Raw genomic sequence first — 15,285 nt, forward strand, 5'->3', positions numbered from 1 at the left:
CCAGGCGCGGTCCGACAGGCGCAGCCGCGCTCGACGCCGCTGTTCGTGGGATTCATACCCGGACGCTTGTTCCGGCGTGTGCACCACAACCACCGCTAAGGGCACCTCGAGTAAGGCACCGGTGGTGCGCCCCTCACGGTTCGCGCCGCCTCTGTTGTCCGCACTGATATGGCGCCGGACTTGCACGGAAATCAGATTAACATGCGCATGTTACTATGCTTCCTAGAAGATGGCGGTGCAAAGCTGCAGGCGTTGTCGCTAGCGGACACGGTGCGCGAAGCCATGCGAGCGCAGTCGAGATCAGGGAGGTCGACCCGTGGGACACGGACACGATCACGGGGTGGCTTCGGCCGCCGTCGGCAGCGCTTCGGGCCGGTACGTCCGCCGGTTGGCGTTGGCGATCGGGCTGGGTCTGGTCACCTTCGTGACGCAGTTGGCGGTGGGGCTGTCGACGTCGTCGTTGGCGTTGCTGTCGGACTCCGCTCACGTGTTCACCGACGTGTTCGGTGTCGCGATGGCTTTGGTGGCCATCCTGGTGGCCCGCCGTGGAGTGCGCCACGCCGATCGCTCCTACGGGATGTATCGCGGCGAAGTCCTCGCCGCGCTGTTCAACGCGGTCCTGCTGTTCGCGGTGGCGGGCTGGGTGCTGTACGAAGCGATCGGTCGATTGGCCGAACCACCCGAGGTGCCAGGCCTTCCGGTCACGCTCGTCGCGGTGGTGGGTCTGGTGATGAACGTGACTGCGCTGCTGCTGCTCAGGCGGGGTGCCGGAGACAGCTTGAATGTTCGCGGCGCGTACCTGGAAGTCATGGCGGACATGCTGGGCTCCCTTGGCGTACTCGCGAGTGGCCTGGTGACCTTGGTATTCGGCTGGCGCTACGCGGACCCGCTCATCGGCGTCGGTATCGGCCTGTTCGTGCTGCCCAGGGCCTACAACTTGGGCAAGCAATCCCTGCGAATCCTGTTCCAACACGCCCCCATCGACCTGAATGTGGCCGAGATCGGCAGCACCCTGGAAACCTTGGCAGGGGTCGGGCATGTCCACGACCTGCACGTCTGGACGCTGACCTCCGGCATGGAAGTGGCCTCCGCGCACGTGGCGATCGAGGACGATGCCGATCCGGACACAGTGCTGGCCTCGGCGCAGCGACTGCTGGCGGACAGATTCGATCTTCACCACGCGACCTTGCAGATCGAACACAAAGGCACCGCAGAGCACTGCGAACGAATGTCCTGGTAGCGGATAGCGTCGCATCGCCAGCGCAGCAGCGGCACCCAGCAGGTAGGCGTCGAGTATCGGACAGCCGACGAAGCTGCCCCGGCGGTCATCGAACCGCCGGTCCGCGCCATTGCTTCCCAGTGTGTGGTGGACGCACCGACTCGTGAATAACGATCTCGATGAGACCGGGACTTGTCTTCACCAACAGCCGACTCAATCCATGGGCCAAGTCCGAAAGGATAGCTATTTTCAGGAAACCTCGACTACTCCGGGGATCGCGATCCGGGGTGAAGAACGGTGTATACGGGCGTGGCGTGCTGCGCGCGAAGTCTGTAGCGTGTGCGCGTGCTCGCTTGTACCCTTCCGTCGAATTCATCGCTTTCAGCCCAGGCTTGTCGTTGATGACCCGCACCTTCCGCGCCTCCCGAAGGACCCGCATTCTCGCGACACTGGCGGCAGTGTCGGCTGTGTGGATCGCCGCCGTACTGTTGATCGACCGGTCCGATGGGGAAACACAAGCCGCGCAGAGGCACCCACCGGCCGGTGCGGTCATCCGACCGGATAGTCACCGCCTGTCCTCGGTCGCCGATGGGCGGGTGACGTTTGTCGAGTTCCTCGACTTCGAGTGCGAGGCGTGCGCGGCAATGTTCCCCGTTGTCGAGCGGCTGCGCCACGAGTACGGCGACCGGGTGAGTTTCGTCGTGCGATACTTCCCGATTCCAGCGCATTTCAACGCCGAGCGGGCCGCGCGTGCGGTGGAAGCTGCCGCACGGCAGGGCCGGTTCGAGCAAATGTATCAGCGCATGTACCAAACACAGTCCGGGTGGGGCGACCAGCGCGTCCCCCTGGATTCCGTGTTCCGGGGCTTCGCCGCCGAGCTCGGGCTCGACTTGGCAGCGTTCGACACCGACTACAACGACCCGGCGACACTCGCGCGGGTGCGCGCCGATTTCGAGGATGGCCGTGCTCTGGGAGTCGATGGCACCCCCACCTTCTTTGTCAACGACACGAGAATCAAGCCGAGTAGCTACCAAGACCTGGTCGACACGCTCGATACCGCGCTTCGCTGACACCTACCGCCCGGTGTATGCATGATCGGCGGCAAGCCTGTGTTTCGCGTGAAAATGCCGTAGTCCAAGTGCCGCGGATGTCACTCAGTGCCGGCCACGGTGGGCGCCGTCAGCGAACCACGGTGACGGCTACACCGGGCGGAGCCTGGAGGGGATTGTCCACGATGATTCTCAGCGTGGCCCCCGGCGTCTGGGCGGTCTGTCGGGCGTATCGCGAGATTGATTCGCCCAGCCGGAGTTTGGCTTCGGGGGTGAAGTTCGGCGGTAACTGAGCCATCAGCCCACCGAGATTCGTCGTGGAAATAGCCTCAGCCTCCGGTTGCGTGAACTCGACGACGATAGCTTGGGGAAGCTGCGTCATCCCGATGGCTGAGGCAGGTCCGGCGCTGAGTACAACCCAGGTTACTGGGGAAATGAACGCGATGAGCGGTGGAAGAATTCGCAACAGGAATTCCTTTTCCGGGATGGCACCTACCGTTATGGGCATCGGTGCGTTGGTTGAAAATGCCGTCGCATGCCTTCTGTGATCAACACTCGACAGCGTCCGCGATTCCGAACCCGGCAGTAACGTCTTCGCTCGAATTCGAGCCTAGCACAAGACAACTGACGAGGAGGTCCTTCGCACAGGTAGCCGCGCGATTTTGGTCGCCGTTGCCTGGCTCGGGCGGTTTACCGGCCGGATGCCTACGTCGGCACCGAACAGATATCACCAGTGTCCGAACTGCTGCAACCGCGGGGAGGTGACGTCGGGGTGTCGATCTGCAATGGCAGCAGGACATCGGCGAAGCGCAGGCGAGCGGAGTGGTAGAACAGCGGCATATTCGTGGCATGGGATGAAAGTGACATTGTACGAGGCAATCCGACTGATTTCCCACGGGTCCGACTCGGCTCGCAGGCCAGCACGACCATGCCGCCCAGGTGCGTGGTCAGTTCAAGCCGGTATGTCGAAGCGACCGACGATTCCAGCTGCCGGTGGCGGCGCCTGGCGCCGCCGGTCAGGCGAGTACGAGCAAGCCGGTGAGGTACATGATCCCCAGACCGGCGGTGAGGCCGCCGATCGCGACCGGATCCAGCAGTCGCTGCTGCTGCGGGCCGCGGATGCCTGGGGCGATTTGGATGATCACCTGGATGATGGCGCCTACGCCGATACCGAGCAGGAAGGTGGAGACTTCGGCGTTGTTGATGGTGGCGCCGAGGATGGCACCGAGGATGGCGGGAGCGCCCGGCGAGCAGGCCGAGGCCGAGCAGCGCCAGTGGGGAGGGGCCGCTGGCCGGAGACAAGTGGTGCGACGATCGCGATGCCTTCGGTGGTGTTGTGCAACGCGAACCCGACCACGAGTGCCGCGCCGAGGGCGAGTTCGCCGACGGCGTAGGCGGCGCCGATGGCGAGGCCTTCGCCGAGATTGTGCAGGCACAGCGATTATCAACGCCAGCCGCGCGCCGCCGCCATCACCCGGTTGGCGGCCGCCGAGCCACCGGTCGACCGCGGTCAGCGCAAGAAACGCCATGCCCGCGCCAAGGACCAGCAGACTGGCGCCGCCGAACGCGCCACCGGAGCTGTTGCCGAGTTCGAATCCTTCCAAGGGCGCGTCGACGGCGAGAAAGACCAGCAGGCCCACGGTGAGCGCGAGCAGGAAACGGATTCCGCGGCCTCCGATGCGGCGCAGCGCGGGCAGCAACAGCATGCCCAGCACCACAGGGATGACCCCGACGTAGGCGCCCAGCAACGCCATCAACCCGAAGAAGCTGCTACTCGGCTCGGGTGTGGCGACCGCGGTGGGGATGTCGTGTTCGATCACCAGGCCGGTGGAGGTCAGCATCGAAATCACGTAGGGCTGGCCCTCTTTCCACGGATAGTCCAGCCGCAGGACGTCGGAAGATTCGGGTCCGATCGGGTCGTCGGCACCGGCGAAGTCGACGAAGGCATCGTTGACCGCGACTTGGGCGACCTGGACCGGGTCGGGGCCGGTGTTGCGGACGGTCAACTCGACGGTCCCCGGGGAGAGCCTGGTGTGTTCGACCGACAGTTCTTCCACCGGCGGGCCGGTGCGTTCCGGTAGCGAGCGGGCGCCCAGCAGGGCCAGCGCCGCCAGCGTGGCAGCCACGAGCGCGACCGCGGCGGCGGCCCACAGCCAGGTCGGGGCCGAACGGGTCGCGGGGCTGGTCATGGCGTCACCTCGAACAGTCCCATCCAGCCGAGTTCGGCGAACTCGGACTTGTGGGCGTGGAACATGAATTGACCCGGATGCGGGAACCGTAGCTCGCAGATGCCGCGCTGCCCTTGGGCTTGCACGATGGTGTCGGTGTATTCGGCCGGCTGCAGGCGGGTTCCAGTGGGGTAGTAGTCGAAGAAGTTGCCGTGCAGGTGGAAGCTGTTGATCGGGTCGTACTCGAGCACGTTGACCAGGTAGATGCGGACGAGTTCGTTGCGTTTGACCTTGATCGGTTCGTGCATGTGATGGAACGGGATTCCGTTGACCGCATACAGCTGGTTGCCTTCGCCGTCGAAGGTGGTGTGGTAGCCATGCATCACCATCACCATCTCGTCCGCGGACGGTCGCGGTGTCGACGGGTCGACGATGAACGTGCCATACAGGCCGCGGGCGATGTGCTCGGCCAACGGCCCCACATGGCAGTGATACAGATGTAGCCCGAACGGGACGGCGTCGAGCTCATACACCACGCTCCCGCCGGGCGGCAGCCCGAGCCCGATACCGGGCACACCGTCCATCTCCGCCGGGTGGATGCCGTCGAAATGTATGTGTGCGGATGCTCGGACGCGTTGGTGAACCGCACCCGCAGCCGGTCGCCTTCGGTGCACCGCAGTGTCGGCCCGGGGACGCGGCCGTTGAACGTCCACGCTGGAAACCGCAGTCCCGGAGCGACTTCGATCTCGCGGTCGCGCGAGAAGACTTCCCATTCCCGCACTACCCGGCCATCCGTGCCCCGCGACACCTGCCCGTAGTCGAACTACCCGCAGGATCTCCGTCGGATGAAACCCGTACGCGGCGTGGTCGACTACTACGCCCTTGCGGAACGTCGGCCCGGCGGCACCGCCACCGTGCGCGGCTGATGACACGCCTGAATGATCGCCCGGCGGCTGCTGCGCATGAGCCGGCGCCCCCGTCGCCCCCGCGCGGCACCCAGCACAACACTACCGGCGAGAAATCCCCGCCGTGACGCCGTAGTCATCGCGTCGACCTCATCATGCCCGCAGAACCGAATGAAAATTTTAGGTGCCCCTAATTTAGAACTATGGTTGATCGAACGCAAGCGCGCGGCGGTGGCGCACTCTCCTTGGCCCGCTGGACGGCTTACTAGGGACCCCACAGCCGGAGGGCGATGACGCGGTCACAGCGCCGAGAAGGAAGTGAACTGCTCGTCGGCATCCACATCAGCGACCGGTGAAACTATGCTGCATAGTAGTGACGGGATCGTCACTGCGCGTGCCGCGCAGATGCGGTCGGCACATGGCGAAAGGAACGATGCGGTGGCCAAACAGCCGAGTCGCAGAGCGGCGAAGCGACCGCCGAAGACCGCCCAGTCGGTGCGCCCGCTCTCGAATAGACGGCGGGTGCGCTGGGACATCGTGGGTGCTGTTGTGGTGATCATCGCGCTGATCGGGCTCCTGGGCTACCGATACGTGCCGAAGTATCTGGAGAGGGTCGAAGCTGAGAAGTACAGCCCGAGCTCGAGTCAGCCGGATCCCGCCGACCGGATCGACGGCGTCGTGAAGAAGCAGTATCCGGCTGGCCAGCATGTGCGGGGGCCGCAGCGGGTGGCCTACGGTGAGAGCCCGCCGTTCGGGGGCACACACGACCAGTACTGGGCGACCTGCACCGGACTGGCTTATCCGCAGCCGATTCGCAGCGAGAACGCCGTGCACTCCCTCGAACACGGCGCGGTGTGGATCACCTACCGCACTGATCTCGATGAAGGCGAGGTGGCCAGCCTGAAACGCAAGGTGGACGGCAAGCCGTACATGCTGATGTCACCGTATCCCGGACTGACCTCCGCGGTGAGCTTGCAGGCGTGGGGTATCAGCTCAAACTCGACCGCGCCGACGACGAACGGATCGGCCAGTTCATCGCCGCGTTGCGGCAGAACCAGAACACCCATCCGGAGTTCGGGGCCAGTTGCTCCACCTTGGCTGGCGGGTTCGATCCGGACATGCCACCACCGTTCGACCCGACGCCACCTGGCCCCGACGCCGCCCCCGCAGAACCTGCTGCGGCGATTCCGCCACCGGCAAGGACTCCGGGGGGCGGCAGTGGCAACTGAGGCCTCTTCTGCGGCCCCGGTCGCGGCTGCCGCGTCGCCGCGCCGTCGAGGCCCGGTCACCGTGGTGTTGGTTATCGCCGCTACGTTGGCACTCGGACTCGTCTCGGGGTTCGTGGGGCGAGGACTGGTCGGCGAGGAAAGCGCGATCCCGGCTTCCGATTCGGTCGACGTGGGCTTCGCGCAAGACATGTCCATCCATCACGCCCAGGCCGTGGAGATGTCATCCATAGCACTGTCCCAATCGGGCGACCAAGGGGTGCGCACCCTGGCCTACGACGTTCTGACCACCCAGCAGAGCCAGATCGGCACGATGCAGGGGTGGCTGCGGCTGTGGGACCGCCCCCCGGTCTCCGATCGGCCGAGCATGCACTGGATGAACTGGGCGCCGAGTACCTCACCCATGTCGATGCCCGGCCACTCGATGCGCGGTGATGGCTCGATGCGGATGCCGGGCATGGCCACGAGCGAGGAGTTGGCCGCGCTGCGGCGCACGACCGGCTCAGCGTTCGACACGCTCTACATCCAACTGCTGCTGCGGCACCACGAAGGGGGACTCGCCATGGCCCGCTACGCCCGCGACAACGCAACTGTTCTCGCCGTGATCAGTCTGGCCGGTCAGATCGACGCCACCCAGTCCGCGGAATCGCAGACTCTGCGGCAACTGCTCGCCGAGCGCAACATCGCACCGCTACCGATGAACTGAACCCGCCAACAGGCGGCGGTACGCCCCAGCACTTCCACGCGCGATCAGCACCGAGCGCGCGTCTTCAGGTGCGCACCACTGCACGTCATTGATGATCTGCAGCGCCGAGGCATGGTCGAACTCCAACGGGCGGTCCAAGCCGCAGCGCAGCACGATGGGATCACCGCCGTTGTTGCGCTGCCATGCCCTGGTGGCAGGTGGAACCGGCTCCACCAGTGTGGACTTGGTGTATTCCCCCAGCTCAGCGGGCATCGCGGGCAACAGTGTCGTGCACTCCGGACCGGTCGCCGCAGGCGCGGGCACAGGCCCCAACGCCAGCGGTTCACGCTCGATCGGCGCCTGGCGGGTCAACACCGCGGCCACCAGCACGGCGACAATCAGCATCACCGGAAGCGCAACCGTCGTGGCAATGAGCGCGGGAGGGTATGCGCGAACATCGGAGGTCGGCTCGGTGTCGCCGCTGTCGGATTCTGCGCCGGATTCGGCGGCATCGGTCTGTTCGACGTCCGAATTCGAGGACTCGGGCTGCGGACCTGCGTCCGCGACGGCAGGCCCGGTGTTCGATGCGATCGCGACGGCGGGTGAGTCGGTCTTCTCGATCGAGTGATCTCTGTCCGACGACCACTCCGTTTCACGCACTGGTTTCCGTCCATTCCTCTCTGCACCCGCGCGCCGGTCGGCAGTAGCGTGCGGTCGACGCGTAGCCCGAGCTGAAACCTACACCCCCGCCTGCTCATCGCTGTGCTCTGTGACGGTCGCCGCTGCGACATGCCACACCTTGGCGGTGGCGATATCGAAGAACAATCCAGCGACGTGGACGCCGCTGGCAGCGACGAGCGGATGCCGTTGCAGCGTATCGATCTGGACGGCGACGTTGACCATCGCGAGCTGGTCGGCGGCGTTGTCGAAACCCGCCTCGGCGGCGGCCCGGGCGACTGGATGATCGCCGAGGTAGGCGCGCAGACTGGGTTGCGCGTGGGCGAGCCAGTCCCGTATCGGCGCCGAAATATGGCGGTCGGTATCGAGCAGGGCGCCCATCGCGCCGCATCCGGAGTGTCCACAGACGATGATCGAGGTGACCTCGAGTTGCTCGATGGCGAACGACAGCGCGGCCTCCACCGAGGTGTCGCGCGCTTGCGTGGGGGCCAGGTTGCCTATGTTGCGCACGGTGAACAGGTCGCCGGGGCCGCTGTGGGTGATGACATTGGGCACGACCCGGGAATCACTACAGGTCAGAAACAGCGACGTGGGATTCTGTCCATGACTCAGCTCACTCAGATGCTGTTGCAGCAGTGGCGCGTGTCTGCGGTGGTAGTGCGAGATCCCATCGAGGACCGGCCGCAGCCGTATGTCGGACTCGGCAGCGCCCGTCGCACCCGGCTGCAGGCCGCGCTGCCACGCCTTCCACGGCGCGAGCCCACGAGCCAGCGCTGCGGCACCGCGGCGCTGCGGGGGTTCGTGGGCGGCCACGGATAGCGCAGCCGTGCCGAGTTCGTCGATCTGCACGCTTCCACCGTCGCGGCTGTGCCGCCGGGCCCACTCGTTGATGACGTCACTGGCGGCGTGGTCGATGTAGTCGACGATGAGCTCGACGGTGACGTCTGCCCCTTCCGGCACCCTGGCCAGCGCGCCGGAAAGCCTGGGCAGAGACAGGAAGCTGCACGTTCCCTCGATAACGACGCGCCACTCGGCTTCCGCCGCGGCACCCACCGGCTCAGCGTGGATCACCGGGCGCGCTGCCCGCCACAGCACCAGCGCGATGGCGAGGAACAGTCCGATCAGCACACCTTCGAGGAGGTTGAGGAACATCACCCCGGCCACGGTGACCACGTAGACCCACAGATCGCCGGTGCGGTGCGCGAGACGAATTTGTGCGAGCTTGACCAGCTGGATACCGATCACGATCAGCAGACCGGCCAAAGCCGCCTTGGGGATTTGCTGCACCACCCCGGCAAGGAACACCGAGAACAGCAGGACCCAGATGCCGTGCATGATCGTCGAGGCTTTGGACCGGGCACCGGCGGCCACGTTCGTCGCACTCCGCACGATCACACCCGTGACCGGAAGCCCGCCCAACGCGCCGGACGCCATATTCGCCGCGCCCTGCCCGATCAGCTCGCGGTTCAAATCCGACCTCGCACCGGAGTGCATCTTGTCCACCGCGACCGCGGACAGCAGGCTCTCGACACTCGCGATCAATGCCACCGTGAGCACAGCGGCCGCAAAAGCCGGCCATCGACCATCCGGCAACTCCGGCAGGCCGATCGCGTCGAACAGCGATCCGTTTATCACGATCCGCTCCACATCGACCGGCAGCACCAGCGACAAGACGGTCGCGGCGACCACTGCCACCAAGGCACCCGGGACTTTGGTCACCGGCCCTGGCAGCCTCTTCCACACCAGCAGGATCGCAATGACAGTCCCGCCGATGAGTATGTCGCCGACATGCATGCGACCGAGTTGCGCGGGCAACTGACTCAGGTTCTGCCACACCGAGCTGCGCGAACTCCCACCCAGCAGCACATGAACCTGCTGCAGCGCGATCGTGAGACCGATCCCGGCCAGCATCGCGTGCACGACGACCGGCGAGATCGCCAATGCGGCCCGGGCGATCCTGCTGAGCCCGAACAGGATTTGGAGTACACCAGCTCCGACCGTGATCGCGCACGTGACCTGCCACCCGAATTTCGCGACCAGTTCGGCGACCACGACGGTCAATCCTGCCGCCGGTCCGGTCGCCAGCAGCGGCGAGCCACCCACCGCGCCGGCGAGCACACCCCCGACGACCGCCGCGATCAGCCCCGCCATGATCGGTGCGTCCGAGGCAATGGCGATGCCCAACGACAGCGGCAGCGCTACCAGGAAAACAACCACGGACGCGGGAAGATCGTGATGAAGAATTTCACGCACTCGATAGCCTGGGGATTGCTGCGATCTTGGAACGTTCGCTGTCCGCGCCGCGTCTATGCCTTTCGACACCATGTCTTCTCTTCCTTTGGCCGTTGCGCGTGCTGCCGGTCGTCGATGCTGGCAGGACGTATGGTCGGAGGTCTTTCGAGTTGGTCAGCGACTCGTCGCCGATGCACGGCATCCGAGTGGAACCGAAGGCTGTGCGAAAACCTGTATGGGAGAGCCCGAGGCTCCCATGGTGGGCCCCGGGTTGGCCGGTGCTCCCTGCCGGGGAAAGCGGCCTGCCGGGGCCCGTGTGCCTGAACCTGATGAGGGGAGGTCAGCACGGGTCGTGACCATACGGCCGCGCCACTGTCCGTGCCTGTGACCCTGTGCACAAATTGGCTATCTCTCAGCGACTTCTCAGACACAACTATGCACCTTAGTACTGAATTTTGCCGTAGTTTTCGTCCGCCGAGGTGGGACTCGCCCGTCGCTGCGGGCGTGCGGGATAGTCGTAGGGTGTCCACTGGACTTGGTCCTTTGCAGGCCGGTGGTCGCGGCCCGCTAGATCGCTGGTGGCGGCATCGTGGCGAGAGGATGGGATTTCGACGGATGAAGGGACTCGGCACCCTCGAGGCACGTGTTATGGACGTGTTGTGGGAGACGACGGAGGCGTTGAGCGTGCGTGACATCCTCCAACGCCTGCCGGGCTCCTACGCCTACACCACCATTCTCACGGTGCTGACCCACTTGTACGACAAGCAGTGGGTGGTGCGGATCATGCACCGTCGCGCCTATTTGTACCGGCCTGCGCAGACCCGGGCCGAGGCCACCGCGCAAGCGTTGCGCGAGATCATCGATGCCAGCAATGATCCGGAGGCGGTGCTGCTGCATCTGGCCAAGACCGTGACCGAGACCGAGTCGGCAGCATTTCGGCGCGGTCTCGAGCGATCGAAACCGCGGTCGAAGAAATGATCGTCGCCGCCGGATCGGCGCTGAGTGCGGTGCTGCTGTCGGTGACAGCGCCACCGCTACTGCGCGGCATGATGACGTCGTTTGCGCCGCGTGTGGTTGCGGCAGCGTGGCTGACCTGCATAGGCGCTGTGGTGTTCTTCACCTGCTTCGCCGTCGTCGTGCTGGCCTGGCCGGGCCACGCGCCCGCGTTGGGTGCGGTCGAGGCAACGATGCAATGCCTCACCTCACTCCTCCACGCCGCACCACAGTGGTTCGCCCACCCGTTCACCGCGCTGGCTGTCCTCGCGGCCCTCGCCGCGACCACCCGCGTGGCAGTGATCATGCGCAGGCATCTGCGCCGCCGAGCACGCATCCAGGACTATCATCGCGACGTCATCGCTGTCGTCGCCCGGTGCACCGACGATGTCGTGCCGGTGATGTGGCTGGACCACTCGATGCCGATGGCCTACAGCGTGGACGGCCGCCCCGGGATGGTCGTCGCGACCGAGGGTCTGGCGCGGTCGCTGACTGAGATGCAGCGCCGTGCTGTGCTCGCCCATGAACATGCTCACCTGCGCGGGCATCATCACCGCGCGATCAGGATCTGTGAGGTGATGGCAGCGGCCCTCCCCTGGATTCCGCTGTTCGCTGCCGCCCCCCGCGCGGTGACGACACTGGCAGAGCTGGCCGCCGACGAATCGGCCGCGAGGGATACGAGTGCGGCAGCGATCCATGCCGCACTGCGCTCGGTGTCGCAATCTAGGAGCACCGACTCGCCCTCTGCACTGCGCGGGTTCGGCGACGAGGTCATCACGATGCGGCTACGCAGACTCGAATCCCTGCCCTCGAACGCACCGCGGGAATCCTCGGCGCTGGCTGTCCTTCTACTTCCGCCGATCCTCGCCCTTGCGGTCGCCGCGCTCGGCGTCCTGGCCGCCGGCGGCATCGCCTGCCTGCTTTCGTCTTGACCGGCTCACCTGTCACAGCTGCAACTATGCAGCGTAGTATTCGCGGGCGGACGGCGTGCCAGGCACCATCCCGGGCCGGTTCCGTTCAGTCGTTTTATTCGACGGCCCGACGACCGGTCCCGATGAAGAAGATATGGAGAGGCAGATGACAAAGCACGCGATTGCCCTCGCCCTGCTGGCGGTGCTGATGTCGTTTCTGGCAACGGGCACTGCCGCCGCCCACAGCAAGCTGGACAGCTCTGTTCCTGTTGCCGACTCCGTGGTCGAATCCGTCCCGGAGCAGATCGCGCTGACGTTCAACCAACAGATCGAGTCGGCCTTCGCCAACATCGCGGTGACCGACGCCGGTGGGAAGAATTGGGCCGTGGGGAAAGCGGCGGCCGAGGGCATGATTGTGCGGGTGCCAGTGGATCCTGCGCTCCCGCCGGACACCTACACCGTCGCCTACCGCGTCGTATCGGCCGACGGTCATCCGATCACCGGTTCCTACCGCTTCACCTACACCGCGAGGGACGGCGCAACGACGGCACCGACGACAAGCCGAGCAGACACGACCGAGCAAACCGCACCCGAACCGCCTCAGAGCGACAAGTCGGACACCGCCGTGCGCTGGATCCTGATCGCCGCGCTGGCAGGATTCGCCTTGGGCGGCGTCTTCGTCGTCGTCCGAGGCAGCCTGCGCGGCAAACGCTGACACGTCCCACACGTCCTCGGCTGACGCACGACCATCGGCCGGCCATGACCAGCCTCCCAATATTTCAGCGCACGCTGCGCGATCCATACGGTTCGCGGGCAGTGCGGTCGGTCGAACGCGACATCGGCCCGTGAGGCCGATGTCGCGCCACCGCATTGTGGAGCCTTCCGCGTCTTCAGCGTGACGGCGGCGAATCATCGTGCCGGCCCGAGAGACGTATCGGACGGCACGCCCGTTCAGGCGCTCTGTCGCCGCGGTCGTTGCGTCGGGAACCACCAGTTCCAAGTGCCGAACAGCCGCATGAGTGCGGGAACGAGGATCAGGCGGACGAGGACAGCGTCGATGGCGACGGCGACGGCCAATGCGAGACCGAGTTGTTTGAGTTCCAGCGTCGCGGCGGTGAGGAAACTGGCGAAGATGGCGATCATGATGGCCGCGGCGGCGGTGATGGGCCGGGCAGTGTGGGTAAGCCCCGCGGCGACGGCATGTTGGTTGTCGCCGGTGGTTTCCCAGTATTCGCGGATGCGGCGGATGAGGAACACTTCATAGTCCATCGAGAGCCCGAACAGCACCGCGAACACGACGGTGGGTAGATAGACCTGGACGAAGCCAGGACTGGTGAAGTCGAGAACGTTTTCGCCAATCCCCCACTGGAAGACCGCGACGGTGATGCCGAGAGCGGCGCCTGTAGCGAGCAGGTTCATCGCGATGGCCTTGACCGGCAAGGCGAGACTGCGGAAGGCGATCGTCAGAAACAGCAGTGACACGGCGAGCACCAGCGCAACGACGAGCGGCAGTTTGGTTGTCATCTCCTCCGACAGGTCGACGAATTCGGCCGTGCTGCCTCCGATCCGGATTACCGGACCGTTCTGGCCACCGATCTCGGCAGCGTCGGCGCGCAAGTCTCGGACGAGGTCGGTGGCGGCCATCGAGTCGAACGCCACCGCGGGCACGACCATCACCAGCAGTCGTCCATCGCTGATCTGGGCGGGCAGCACGGTGTCGATGCGCCCGTCGCCGGCGATGTCGGCGAGGAACCGGTTCGCCATTGCCGCGGCGTCCGCGGTGAGCGGGGTGTCTGCAGGGCCGGTGGCGATGATTTCGATGGGCGAAAGCACTCCGGCGGGGAAGTTGGTGGTCAACGTGCTGGTCGCGCGTCCGGTCGGTGTGTCGTCGAGTGCGCTGGTGCCCATGTCCAAGCCGTAGCGGATGCCGAATACCGGCAGCGCGGCGACCACCAAGATTGCGATGGCCACACCACCGAACAGAACCGGTTTGCCCATGACCGTGTAAGCCCAGCGCGCCCACCGGCCCGGCCGGGCGACATCGACGGTGACGGTGTCGGCAGGTCGCCACCGTGGCGAGAGGGCGCCGCGGTTGACGGCCGGACCGAGGGCTGCCAGCAGTGCAGGCAGCAGAGTGATGCCGACGACGAGCATGCTGGTGACGGCGGTGGCCACGCCGATGGCGATGCCGCGGAAGATGGGTGCTTGCATGACGATCAGCGCGCACAGCGAGACCATCACCACCAGCCCGGACACCAGGATCGTCTTACCGGCGGTCACCAGCGACCGCCCGACCGCCGCAGCGATGGCGTCGTGATCGTTTCGGGTGGTGACCCCGCTGTGGGTGAGTTCTTCACGAAAACGGCTGACGATGAACATCGCATAGTCGATACCGACGCCCAGCCCGATCATGGTCGCCATTGCCACGGTCAGCGAATCGAACGTGGTGATCGTGGTGAGCGCGAACAGCACTCCGACCGCAGCCAGCAACCCCGCGATCGCGACCCCGATCGGAACTGCCGCGGCGACCAGTGCACCGAGGGCCATCACGAGAAGAATCAGGGCGACCGGGATACCGATCGCTTCAGCGCGGGCCAAGTCGGCGTTCTGCGTGTCGGTGGCCGCGTTCTGCACCGCCGAATACCCGGTCAACCCAGCCTGCACCGCGGTATCGGCACCGGTGTCGATGGCGTCCTGCAGGTCGCGGGCGACCGCGGCGCGCTCGGCCATTTCTCCATCCAGGCCCACCAGCGCGATCGCGACGTGGCCGTCGGCCGAGATCTGGGAGCCGGGGAGCCCGTCGTAAGGGCTGAGCACGCCACTCCTTCGACAGATCGCTGCGCTCGCGTGTTCGGCGAGCTCTGCCACCATCATGAACCTTCCAGTACGATGGAATGTCAAGGGTGAATCCGCTAGATTTCGTGCGCGACACGGGAGGTGTGATGAGGATCGGTGAGCTGGCCGCGGCCAGCGGCATCACGGCCAAGACCATCCGCTTCTACGAGCAGGAGGGCCTCATGCCCGAACCCGCCCGGACCCCGGGCGGCTACCGGGACTACAGCGACGACCACATCGCCCGGCTGCGGTTCATCCGAAGCGCCCAGGCTGCTGGGCTCTCGCTCGCCGAAGCCCGCCAGGTGCTGAGCATCGTCGACCGCGGCGAAGCACCGTGCAGCCACGTCGAACAGGTGCTGTCCTCCCGGCTCGATCAGGTCCGTG

General features: G+C 65.8%; 13 protein-coding genes and 2 pseudogenes. 8 read left to right on the forward strand and 7 right to left on the reverse strand.

The window, feature by feature from the left end; translation table 11 throughout:
• The first annotated feature begins 316 nt into the window (after positions 1-316).
• Positions 317-1,240: a cation diffusion facilitator family transporter gene (locus HOV91_RS11720; RefSeq protein WP_043737068.1), complete on the forward strand. Its 924-nt coding sequence runs from the start codon at positions 317-319 to the stop codon at positions 1,238-1,240.
• A gap of 380 nt (positions 1,241-1,620) precedes the next feature.
• On the forward strand, positions 1,621-2,289 hold the full coding sequence (locus HOV91_RS11725; protein ID WP_043737071.1) for a DsbA family protein: 669 nt from the start codon (positions 1,621-1,623) through the stop codon (positions 2,287-2,289).
• A gap of 109 nt (positions 2,290-2,398) precedes the next feature.
• Here HOV91_RS11725 and HOV91_RS11730 read toward each other — a convergent pair whose 3' ends face one another.
• From HOV91_RS11730 to HOV91_RS41065, 4 genes and pseudogenes are all read right to left on the reverse strand, one after another.
• Positions 2,399-2,776 carry a hypothetical protein gene (locus HOV91_RS11730; RefSeq protein WP_157227645.1) on the reverse strand — a complete coding sequence of 126 codons (378 nt, stop codon included), beginning with the start codon at positions 2,774-2,776 and terminating at the stop codon, positions 2,399-2,401.
• Between the two features lie 508 nt (positions 2,777-3,284).
• Entirely contained in the window at positions 3,285-4,457 is a 1,173-nt protein-coding gene (locus tag HOV91_RS11735; protein ID WP_245560502.1) for a ZIP family metal transporter, read from the reverse strand.
• Positions 4,454-4,831, reverse strand: coding sequence for a multicopper oxidase domain-containing protein (locus tag HOV91_RS39835; RefSeq protein WP_369009319.1), 378 nt, complete (start codon positions 4,829-4,831; stop codon positions 4,454-4,456). Before HOV91_RS39835 ends, HOV91_RS11735 begins: the two co-directional genes overlap by 4 nt.
• Before the next feature lie 84 nt (positions 4,832-4,915).
• Positions 4,916-5,244, reverse strand: a pseudogene (locus HOV91_RS41065) (multicopper oxidase domain-containing protein); the annotation flags it as partial.
• A gap of 502 nt (positions 5,245-5,746) precedes the next feature.
• Between HOV91_RS41065 and HOV91_RS11745 the strand changes: the two are divergent.
• Positions 5,747-6,570, forward strand: a pseudogene (locus HOV91_RS11745) (thioredoxin-like domain-containing protein).
• The gene (locus HOV91_RS41230; protein WP_425295225.1) at positions 6,452-7,273 is read left to right on the forward strand and encodes a DUF305 domain-containing protein; all 822 of its coding nucleotides are present in this window, start codon (positions 6,452-6,454) and stop codon (positions 7,271-7,273) included. The pseudogene HOV91_RS11745 and the gene HOV91_RS41230 overlap by 119 nt, the downstream one beginning before the upstream one ends.
• Here HOV91_RS41230 and HOV91_RS40815 read toward each other — a convergent pair.
• Together HOV91_RS40815 and HOV91_RS11760 are read right to left on the reverse strand one after the other, a co-directional pair.
• Complete coding sequence (locus tag HOV91_RS40815) at positions 7,259-7,912, reverse strand: DUF3515 domain-containing protein (RefSeq protein WP_245560504.1); 654 nt, start codon at positions 7,910-7,912, stop codon at positions 7,259-7,261. The genes HOV91_RS41230 and HOV91_RS40815 overlap by 15 nt on opposite strands.
• Before the next feature lie 78 nt (positions 7,913-7,990).
• Positions 7,991-10,255, reverse strand: a complete 2,265-nt coding sequence (locus HOV91_RS11760) for a SulP family inorganic anion transporter (protein ID WP_043737079.1) — start codon at positions 10,253-10,255, stop codon at positions 7,991-7,993.
• Positions 10,256-10,777: 522 nt separating this feature from the next.
• Between HOV91_RS11760 and HOV91_RS11765 the strand changes: the two genes are divergently transcribed.
• Genes HOV91_RS11765 through HOV91_RS11775 form a run of 3 tightly spaced genes read left to right on the forward strand, consistent with a single transcriptional unit; the run spans position 10,778 to position 12,781 of the window.
• A complete protein-coding gene (locus tag HOV91_RS11765; RefSeq protein WP_043737081.1) occupies positions 10,778-11,140 on the forward strand; it encodes a BlaI/MecI/CopY family transcriptional regulator in 363 nt (120 codons plus the stop codon).
• Positions 11,137-12,087 (forward strand): M56 family metallopeptidase, encoded by a 951-nt coding sequence (locus HOV91_RS11770; RefSeq protein ID WP_043737084.1) that lies wholly within the window; start codon positions 11,137-11,139, stop codon positions 12,085-12,087. Before HOV91_RS11765 ends, HOV91_RS11770 begins: the two co-directional genes overlap by 4 nt.
• Positions 12,088-12,142: 55 nt before the next feature.
• Complete coding sequence (locus HOV91_RS11775; RefSeq protein ID WP_245560505.1) at positions 12,143-12,781, forward strand: copper resistance CopC family protein; 639 nt, start codon at positions 12,143-12,145, stop codon at positions 12,779-12,781.
• A 236-nt stretch (positions 12,782-13,017) separates the two neighbouring features.
• On the opposite strand, the gene HOV91_RS11780 is transcribed toward HOV91_RS11775, so the two are convergent.
• Positions 13,018-14,883 (reverse strand): MMPL family transporter, encoded by a 1,866-nt coding sequence (locus HOV91_RS11780; protein WP_280411917.1) that lies wholly within the window; start codon positions 14,881-14,883, stop codon positions 13,018-13,020.
• 125 nt (positions 14,884-15,008) lie between these two features.
• Between HOV91_RS11780 and HOV91_RS11785 the strand changes: the two genes are divergently transcribed.
• Positions 15,009-15,285: heavy metal-responsive transcriptional regulator (locus HOV91_RS11785; protein ID WP_174185410.1), on the forward strand; the 277-nt coding region annotated here is incomplete at its 3' end.

This window comes from Nocardia barduliensis (genome assembly GCF_013315795.1).
Taxonomy (GTDB): Bacteria; Actinomycetota; Actinomycetes; order Mycobacteriales; family Mycobacteriaceae; genus Nocardia; species Nocardia barduliensis.